9 protein-coding genes are annotated in these 7,728 nt (G+C 73.2%); 7 read left to right on the forward strand and 2 right to left on the reverse strand.

All coding sequences use genetic code 11. The features are described from left to right. Window positions 1–36 precede the first annotated feature (36 nt). The 3 genes from fabG (at window position 37) to RIN80_RS01540 (ending at window position 2,030) form a co-directional block, all read left to right on the forward strand. On the forward strand, window positions 37–741 hold the full coding sequence (gene fabG / locus RIN80_RS01530) for a 3-oxoacyl-[acyl-carrier-protein] reductase (RefSeq protein ID WP_309093614.1): 705 nt from the start codon (window positions 37–39) through the stop codon (window positions 739–741). A 5-nt stretch (window positions 742–746) separates the two neighbouring features. Further along, on the forward strand, window positions 747–1,514 hold the full coding sequence (gene fabI, locus RIN80_RS01535) for an enoyl-ACP reductase FabI (RefSeq protein ID WP_309093615.1): 768 nt from the start codon (window positions 747–749) through the stop codon (window positions 1,512–1,514). Between the two features lie 165 nt (window positions 1,515–1,679). Continuing rightward, window positions 1,680–2,030, forward strand: coding sequence for a hypothetical protein (locus RIN80_RS01540; protein WP_309093616.1), 351 nt, complete (start codon window positions 1,680–1,682; stop codon window positions 2,028–2,030). Here the strand turns inward: RIN80_RS01540 and RIN80_RS01545 are convergent. Next, the gene (locus RIN80_RS01545) at window positions 2,008–2,700 is read right to left on the reverse strand and encodes a FadR/GntR family transcriptional regulator (protein ID WP_309093617.1); all 693 of its coding nucleotides are present in this window, start codon (window positions 2,698–2,700) and stop codon (window positions 2,008–2,010) included. The two genes, RIN80_RS01540 and RIN80_RS01545, sit on opposite strands and share 23 nt — an antisense overlap. A 91-nt stretch (window positions 2,701–2,791) precedes the next feature. Here RIN80_RS01545 and RIN80_RS01550 point away from each other — a divergent pair, with 91 nt between their 5' ends. From RIN80_RS01550 to RIN80_RS01565, 4 genes are all read left to right on the forward strand, one after another. Further along, on the forward strand, window positions 2,792–4,306 hold the full coding sequence (locus tag RIN80_RS01550) for an MFS transporter (RefSeq protein WP_309093618.1): 1,515 nt from the start codon (window positions 2,792–2,794) through the stop codon (window positions 4,304–4,306). A 105-nt stretch (window positions 4,307–4,411) separates the two neighbouring features. Then, the gene (locus tag RIN80_RS01555) at window positions 4,412–4,528 is read left to right on the forward strand and encodes an SGM_5486 family transporter-associated protein (RefSeq protein ID WP_086025071.1); all 117 of its coding nucleotides are present in this window, start codon (window positions 4,412–4,414) and stop codon (window positions 4,526–4,528) included. A 168-nt stretch (window positions 4,529–4,696) separates the two neighbouring features. Beyond that, window positions 4,697–4,903, forward strand: coding sequence for a hypothetical protein (locus RIN80_RS01560; RefSeq protein ID WP_309093619.1), 207 nt, complete (start codon window positions 4,697–4,699; stop codon window positions 4,901–4,903). A gap of 65 nt (window positions 4,904–4,968) precedes the next feature. Beyond that, window positions 4,969–5,487 carry a histidine phosphatase family protein gene (locus RIN80_RS01565; protein ID WP_309093620.1) on the forward strand — a complete coding sequence of 173 codons (519 nt, stop codon included), beginning with the start codon at window positions 4,969–4,971 and terminating at the stop codon, window positions 5,485–5,487. Window positions 5,488–5,567: 80 nt separating this feature from the next. Here the strand turns inward: RIN80_RS01565 and serB are convergent, their stop codons facing one another. After that, entirely contained in the window at window positions 5,568–6,806 is a 1,239-nt protein-coding gene (serB, locus tag RIN80_RS01570) for a phosphoserine phosphatase SerB (protein ID WP_309093621.1), read from the reverse strand. Between the last annotated feature and the right edge of the window lie 922 nt (window positions 6,807–7,728).

The raw sequence follows: 7,728 nt of genomic DNA on the forward strand, positions 1-7,728 counted from the left end.
GGCGGGGTATCAGACCGCTACCGAAAGGGTGATCCGTTGAGCCGCTCGGTTCTCGTCACCGGAGGCAACCGGGGCATCGGCCTCGCCATCGCCCGCGCTTTCGCCGATGCCGGCGACAAGGTCGCCATCACGTACCGCTCGGGTGAGCCGCCGGCCGGCTTCCTGGCTGTCAAGTGCGACATCACCGACGCCGAGCAGGTGGAGCAGGCCTACAAGGAGATCGAGGAGGCCCACGGCCCCGTCGAGGTCCTCGTCGCCAACGCCGGCATCACCAAGGACCAGCTCCTGATGCGCATGTCCGAGGAGGACTTCACCTCGGTCATCGACACGAACCTCACCGGCACCTTCCGCGTCGTCAAGCGCGCCAACCGCGCCATGCTGCGCGCCAAGAAGGGCCGCGTCGTCCTCATCTCCTCGGTCGTCGGGCTGCTCGGCTCCGCGGGGCAGGCGAACTACGCCGCCTCCAAGGCCGCCCTGGTCGGCTTCGCGCGGTCCCTCGCCCGGGAGCTGGGCTCGCGCAACATCACCTTCAACGTCGTCGCACCCGGCTTCGTCGACACCGACATGACCAAGGTGCTCACCGACGAGCAGCGCTCCGGCATCGTGTCGCAGGTGCCCCTCGGCCGGTACGCCCAGCCGGAGGAGATCGCCGCGGCCGTGCGGTTCCTCGCCTCGGACGACGCCTCGTACATCACTGGAGCCGTCATCCCCGTTGACGGCGGACTGGGAATGGGTCACTGATCACCATGAGCGGAATTCTCGAGGGCAAGCGCGTCCTGATCACCGGTGTGCTGACGGAGGCCTCCATCGCCTTCCACACCGCCAAGCTGGCCCAGGAGCAGGGCGCCGAGGTCATCCTCACGGCGTTCCCGCGGCCCACGCTGACCGAGCGCATCGCCAAGAAGCTGCCCAAGCCCGTCAAGGTCATCGAGCTCGACGTGACCAACGACGAGCACCTCGGGCGCCTGGCCGACATCGTCGGCGAGGAGCTCGGCGGCCTCGACGGTGTCGTGCACTCCATCGGCTTCGCCCCCCAGGACGCCCTCGGCGGCAACTTCCTGAACACGCCGTTCGAGTCGGTCGCCACCGCCATGCACGTCTCGGCGTACTCCCTGAAGTCGCTGACCATGGCCTGCCTGCCGCTGATGCAGAACGGCGGTTCGGTCGTCGGGCTCACCTTCGACGCGCAGTTCGCCTGGCCGCAGTACGACTGGATGGGCCCGGCCAAGGCCGCCCTGGAGGCCACCAGCCGCTACATGGCCCGTGACCTGGGCAAGCAGAACATCCGCTGCAACCTGGTCTCGGCCGGCCCGCTCGGCTCCATGGCCGCCAAGTCCATCCCGGGCTTCAGCGAGCTGGCGTCCGTGTGGGACTCCCGCTCCCCGCTGGAGTGGGACCTGAAGGACCCGGAGCCGGCCGGCCGCGGCGTCGTCGCGCTGCTGAGCGACTGGTTCCCGAAGACCACCGGCGAGATCGTCCACGTGGACGGCGGTCTGCACGCCGTCGGCGCCTGACCCCGCGTACGCTCCGGACGCCTTGACGCCCCGTTCCCCCCGCGCGCGGGGGGAACGGGGCGTCACCCGTTCGGCGCAGCCGGCCGGGCGGTCCGGGCCGCACCTGGGCAGTCTGGGAGACGCGTTCACCACGCCCCTCCCCAGCACGGCCGAGGAGGTCCCCTTGTGCGCTTGTCCCGCCGAACGGCCTCACTGTCCCTCGCCGTCGCTGTCGTGCTGACTCTGGCCCACGAGGCGGTGCCCCACGCGCGCGTGCCGGCCGGAGAGCAGGAGCCGGCGGACCCGTTCGGCGCGGCCTGCCGCATCAGGGTCACCGGCTCCACCGTGACCGCGCACTGCCACAACCCCTATCCGGACACCGACCGCGTGAGCCTGCACGTGGAGTGCGCCCGCTGGTGGGACCTCGACACCGACAGCGCGCCGGTGGCGACCGCGCCCGCGCAGACCGTGCGGCTGACCGGGCGCTGCTGGAAAGAGGTCGACGAGGTGTGGATCAGCCACCGGAAGGGGAACTGATCCCGCCCAGACGGCACAGGAACGGATAGCGGGCGGCCTCCGCCGCCGCCTGCTCCGCGTCGCCCGCCCGGATCGCGTCGAGCAGCCGTCCGTGATCCATGTACGTCTCCGGCGTCAGTTCCTCGCCGACGTCCTCGCGCAGCCAGTCCCGCAGCACCTCGCCCAGGTCCGCGTACATGGCCGTCATCACGTCGTTGTGCGAGGCGGACACCACGGCCAGGTGGAAGGTGGCGTCCGCGGTCACGAACGTCTCCGCGTCGCCCGACTGCCAGGCCTCCTCGCGCCGCAGCAGCAGCGTGTCGAGCTGCTTGAGGTCCTTCTCCGTGCGCCGCTCGGCGGCCAGCCGGGCGGCCGAGGACTCCAGCGTGGAGCGCAGCTCGGCGATGTGCCCGGGGTCGGCGTCGGCGAACCGCCGCTGCATCACGCCCGCCAGCTCGCTCGTCGCCACGACGTACGTGCCGGAGCCCTGGCGGATGTCCAGCAGGCCGTTGTGCGCGAGGGCGCGCACGGCCTCACGGACGGTGTTGCGGGCGACGCCGAGCTGCTCGACCAGCTCCGGCTCGGTCGGGATGCGGGAGCCGACCGGCCACTCACCCGCCGTGATCTGGGCCCGCAGCGCGGCGATGACCTGCTCGGACAGGGCCGAACGTCGGGGATGGCTCAGGGGCATGACTCACCTTCGCACGGACGGCGGCCCGGGGGGCGTCCGGGGGGCGTCCGTGGGCCGGACGGGAGTGGACAGTCAATCATCCCATGATTCTATGATGGGCCTCATGGCTCGTGAGGAAACCCGGACGAAGACGCGGACGACACCCCGGACCACGGCACCCCCGGCCCCGCGCGGTTCTGCCGCGCCGGGTGCCGGGGAACCGGGCGGCGGGTCCCCGCGCGCGTGGACGATGCGGTTGCTCGTCGCGGGCATCGTGCTGTCCGCGCTCAACCTCCGCCCGGCCATCACCAGCCTCGGCGCCCTCCTGGAGGAGGTCCGCGACGGGCTCGGCATGAGCGGCAGCGTGGCCGGGCTGCTCACCTCCGTGCCGCCGCTGTGCTTCGCCGTCTTCGGCGTCATGGCCCCGCGGTTCGCCCGCCGCTTCGGCGCGGGCGCGGTGGTGTGCGCCGGCATGGCCGCCATCGCCACCGGCCTGCTGGTGCGGCCGTACACCGGGAGCACGGCCGGCTTCCTGGCCGGCAGCGCCCTCGCGCTCATGGGCATCGCGGTCAGCAACGTGCTGATGCCGGTCATCGTCAAGCACTGGTTCCCCGACCGGGTCGGTTCCATGACCGGCCTGTACTCGATGGCCCTCGCCCTGGGCACGGCCCTCGCGGCGGCGGTCACGGTGCCCCTGACCGACGCGCTCGGCGGGAGCTGGCAGTCGGGCCTGACCCTGTGGGCGGCGCTGGCCGTGGCGGCGGTCCTGCCGTGGCTGCCGTTCGTCCGCGGTCGCGCGACGGCACCGGGGGAGGGGGAGAGGGCCGGGGAGCAGGAGGCGGACGGCGCCGGGTCGACACCGGGCGGCGTCGGGACGGTACGGGGTGGCGTCGGGCCTGTTCGGGATGGTGCCGGGTCGGTAGGGGGCGGTGTCGGGTCCGTTCGGGATGGTGCCGGGTCGGTCCGGGCGGCCGACGGGGCCGACGGCGGCGAGGCGCATGGCGCGGCCGCGCCGGAACCCGCGCGCGGGGCCGCCCCGCCGCTGCGCATCACCCGCAGCCGCACCGCCTGGGCCCTGGCCGTCTTCTTCGGGCTCCAGGCCACCGCCGCCTACGTCACCATGGGCTGGATGGCGCAGATCTTCCGGGACGCCGGTGTCCCCGCGGGCACCGCGGGGCTGCTGCTGGCCGTCACCATGGTCATGGGCGTGCCCCTCGCCTTCGTGATACCCCGCCTGGCCACGCGGCTGCCGCACCAGGGCCCGATCGTGCTCGCCCTGGGCGTCTGCGGCCTCGCCGGGTACGCCGGGCTGTACCTCGCGCCCGCCGCCGGCGCCTGGGCGTGGGCCGTGCTGCTCGGCATCGCGAACTGCGCCTTCCCGCTCGCCCTGACCATGGTCGGCATGCGGGCGAAGACGGGGCCCGGCGTGGCCCAGTTGTCGGCGTTCGCCCAGAGCACCGGCTACCTCATCTCCATCCCCGGACCGCTCCTGGTCGGCGTCCTCTACCAGCACAGCGGTGGCTGGGGCCTGCCGATCGCGCTGATGAGCGCCCTGATGATCCCGCAGATGGTGGTCGGCGTCCTGGCGGGCCGGGACCGCACGGTGGAGGACGAGGCGGGCCGCTGAGCCGCCGGACTACGCGCCCCGGACACCGCCGGCCTTCGCGCGTCGGACTCGTCGGGCCCGGACCCCGGGGAGGGCGGCGCGCCGGGCGGGTGCGAGACTTGTCCCATGCCAGTGCTCGACCCGAATCCCCAGCACGGTCAGAAGAAGATGCTGCTCGTGTTCGGCTCCTTCTTCGCGATCTTCATCGTCATCGCCGTCATCGCGACCATCGCCTCGCCCTGACCCGGCGCCCGCCCGCCCCATGGTGGGGCTAGCCCCCCTGTCCCCTAGGGGGTGAGGGTCAGGGTCAAGTGGGTGGATCACCGGATGGGTTGGCGCCCGCGGATTCCGTAGCTTCGAGGTGTGACCACGCCGGACCGGTCACCGACCACTCGAAGAGCGGAGGCAGACATGTCGGCTCCTGTGCACACCTCGCCCCACCCGGCGACCCGGGCCGGTGCCGACAGCCGCCTGCCCTGGTGGGCCCTGGCCCTGCCCGCGCTCGCCTTCACGGCCCTGCTCCTGCTGATCCTGCACCCGTCCGGCGCCCACGCGGCCGGGGGCGACCCCGCCATCACCCACCTCTTCGAGCGGATCGAGCAGCTGGCAACCCGCTGAGCACGGCTCGAGTCGGTGGTCAACTCCCTGCGCCCTGTGGCGTGTTTCATGCGAAGCTGGATCTCATGAGCGTCGCAGAACCGCGCAGGATTGTCCTCTTCCGCCATGCGAAAGCCGACTGGCCACAGGTGACCGACCACGAGCGTCCGCTCGCCGACCGGGGCCGAATGGACGCGGCGGAGGCCGGGCGCAGGCTCGCCGACACCGGCGTCCCTTTCGACCTGGCCCTGTGCTCCACGGCGGTCCGCACCCGGGAGACCTGGAAGCTGGCCGTCCAGGAGTTCCCGCAGCGGCCGAAAACCGTCTACGAGGAGCGGATCTACGAGGCCTCGCCGGGTGAACTGATCGCCGTGCTCAACGAGACCCCAGACGACGCGCAGAACCTCCTCATGATCGGCCACAACCCGGGCATCCAGGGCCTCGCCGACGTCCTGGCGGGCTCGGCCGAGAGCGACGCCCGGGAGCGGATGGCCCGCCGCGGGTTTCCGACCGCCGCCTTCGCCGTGCTGTCGTTCACGGGCTCGTGGAAGAGCCTGGAGCCGGGCGTGGCCACGCTGCGGGACTACTGGGCACCGGCCGAGTGACCCGCTCCCCGTGAGCGGACCGACCCGGCTGGAGTGAGGAAAGCCCGGCGCCTGACCGGCGCCGGGCTCCCCGGGGCGGGTCAGACCGTCTCGACGGTGTCCGCCGCCTCGACCTCTTCGCGCGTGATGCCCAGCAGGTACAGCACCGTGTCCAGGAACGGGACGTTCACCGCGGCGTGCGCGGCCTCGCGCACCACCGGCTTGGCGTTGAAGGCCACGCCCAGACCGGCCGCGTTCAGCATGTCCAGGTCGTTCGCGCCGTCACCGATCGCCACCGTCTGCGACAGCGGAACCCCCGCCTCGGCGGCGAACCGGCGCAGCAGCCGCGCCTTGCCCGCGCGGTCCACGATCTCGCCGGTGACCTTGCCGGTCAGCCTGCCGTCGACGATCTCCAGCGTGTTGGCATGGGCGAAGTCCAGCCCGAGCCGCTCCTTCAGATCATCCGTGACCTGCGTGAAACCGCCCGAGACGACGCCCACCTGGTAGCCCAGCCGCTTCAGCGTGCGGATCAGGGTGCGGGCGCCCGGCGTCAGCCGCACCTCGCTGCGCACCTTGTCCACGACGGAGGCGTCCAGCCCCTCCAGCAGCGCCACGCGCGCGTGCAGGGACTGCTCGAAGTCCAGCTCCCCGCGCATCGCGGCCGCCGTCACCTCGGCGACCTCGTTCTCGCAGCCGGCGTGGGCCGCGAACAGCTCGATGACCTCGTCCTGGATGAGTGTCGAGTCGACGTCCATGACGACCAGGCGCTGCGCGCGCCGGTAGAGGCCGGCGGCGACCACCGCCACGTCGATGCCGAGCTTCGCGGCGTCGGTGGCCAGGGCGGTGCGCAGCGGTTCGGTCTCCACGCCGGAGACGGCGAACTCGACCGCGGTCACGGGGTACTTGGCGAGCCGGAAGATACGGTCGATGTTGCCGCCGGCCTTGGTGATCCGCGCGGCGATCGCCGCGGTGGCCTCCGCGGTGAGCGGGTGCCCGAGGACGGTGACCAGGGAGCGGCCCAGGCCGCGCGGCCGGTTGTCGCCGAGGCCGGAGATGATCTCCGCCTGCATCTTCATCGACTCGGCCCAGCTGTGGACGGTCGCCCGCAGGTCTCCCTCCAGACCCGGGGGCGGCTCGGTCACGAGCGCGCACAACACCATTCGGCCACGGGTGACGACCTGCTCGATGTCGACGACGTCGACGGAGTAGGCGGCGAGGGTGTCGAAGAGGCCGGCGGTGATGCCGGGCCTGTCCTTGCCGAAGATCTTGACCAGCAGGGTGGGGACGTCGGCCGGGACGTCGGCAGGGACATCGGAAGACGAGGTCTGCGAAGCGCTCATGGTGGTTCCACCGTATCCGGCGGGCGGCGCGTACCGCCCCTGAGGTCCGCCTGGCGGACAGGGAACAGTGGGTGTCGGGCGGGTGGCGGGAATGCTGCGTACGAGGGCCGGCCGGCGGCCGCAGCCCGGTCAGGGGCCGGTCGGAGGCAGGGGGGCTTCACCGGCCGCCCCGCGGTCTGCGCGGCGGTGGGGGCGGTGGCGGGGGCGGTGGCCCGTCGTCCGCCCGGGCGGGCGGACCGTTCCCGTTCCCGGGCCCGGGGGACCGCCCGGGCCCGCGCGGAGGGGGCGCGACGGGCCGGACGACCGTCGGGGCGCCGTGGATGTCGCCGTCACCCGCGGCGGCGGAGTCGTCATCCGGCCGGGCGTCCTGCGGTTCCAGAAGTTCGTCGGGGACCCGCAGGTACGGGTTGGTGGCCGGGTTCGGCGGACGGTACGGCACACCCGGCGCGTAGGGCCCGGCTGCCTCGCCGCGCGCCTCGTCCTCGACCCGGGAAACGCCGGCCTCGCCGTCCCCGCCGGTGGCGTCGTACCCCGCAGGCATAGCCCCCGCCCCAGCCCGCCCGACTCCGTGACCGACGCCCCCTGGCCCGGACCACTCGCCGCCCCCCTCTGCGGTCCCCGGCGGCTGGGACCGCCTGGTGTCGCCTTCGGTGGCTCCCGGCGGCTGGGACCAGGCGCCCCCCTCTGCGATTCCCGGCGACTCGGACCGCCTGGTGTCGTCCTCTGCGGGTCCCGGCCGCGAGGACCGCCCGGCGCCCTCCTCTGCGATTCCCGGCCACCCACACCACCTGCCGTCCTCTGCGATCTCCGGCCACCCGGACCACCCGCCGTCCTCCTCAGCGGCCCTCGGCCCGGGGCCGTACCCCGGCGGTGTCGTGCCCGCCCCGGGCCCCGCCCACCCCGCGCCCTCCCCAGCCGCCGC

This window comes from Streptomyces sp. (assembly GCF_031181705.1).
GTDB lineage: Bacteria > Actinomycetota > Actinomycetes > Streptomycetales > Streptomycetaceae > Streptomyces.